The sequence below is a fragment of the Noviherbaspirillum sp. ST9 genome, assembly GCF_048799745.1.
Classification (GTDB): domain Bacteria; phylum Pseudomonadota; class Gammaproteobacteria; order Burkholderiales; family Burkholderiaceae_D; genus Noviherbaspirillum.
On record NZ_JBLWFR010000072.1, the window covers coordinates 1 to 744 of the forward strand.

The 744-nt window shown below is 45.3% G+C and carries 2 protein-coding genes; both read left to right on the forward strand.

The genetic code is table 11. The features are described 5' to 3' along the window. A partial coding sequence (locus tag ACNOHI_RS24800; RefSeq protein ID WP_420477396.1) for a hypothetical protein occupies nt 1-436 on the forward strand: 436 nt, incomplete at its 5' end. A 16-nt stretch (nt 437-452) separates the two neighbouring features. Further along, the coding region (locus ACNOHI_RS24805) for a hypothetical protein (RefSeq protein ID WP_420477397.1) at nt 453-744 on the forward strand (292 nt) is incomplete at its 3' end.

Sequence of the window (744 nt, forward strand, 5' to 3'; positions counted from 1 at the left end):
TTTTTCAGCACTGTTGCAGGGAAAACTGAACCGCTACGTTAACTTATCAGGAAACAGCTATTTGGAATTCCAGAATAATGGCAGCGGTCAGGCTTTTGAGAACCACCTTAACAGATGGACGCCATCTTCAGCAGCAACTGCAAGTTATCCCCGGCTGACTACCGGTACGGGTCCGCGTGATGGCTCTGTTAATAACTGGCTCACCTCAAGTTTTTGGGTAAGACCCGGGAACTATCTTCGTCTGAAGACAATAGAACTTGGGTATAAGCTGCCGGTTCATGTAAATGGGAGCGTCAGGTCTGTCAGGCTCTATGCCAGTGGATTGAATCTCTATACGATCAGTTCGAAGGCTTTTGGAGACGCCGATCCGGAGGACTATACCGGTGCCTATCCAATACAGAAGATATTTAACCTCGGTATAAACGTTCAATTGTAACCTTATCGAATAGGATATGAAAAGGTCTTTTATTTTATCTATTGCATGCTTTATTGCATTAATAAGCTCTTCCTGCAGCAAGAAGTTTGAGCAGTACCCCGAAGACAGAAATGTTGAATCGGACATATTCGATCCCGGGGACAAGAAGGGTACGGGGGCAAAACAGTTTTTATTTGATATTTACGCGTCACTTCCGGGAGGTTTCAACCGGATAGACGGTGACTACCTTGACGCCGCAACTGATCATGCTGTTTCTTCTTCGTGTGCCTCAAATAGTGTTTTATTTACTAACGGGCAGTTGACGGCAG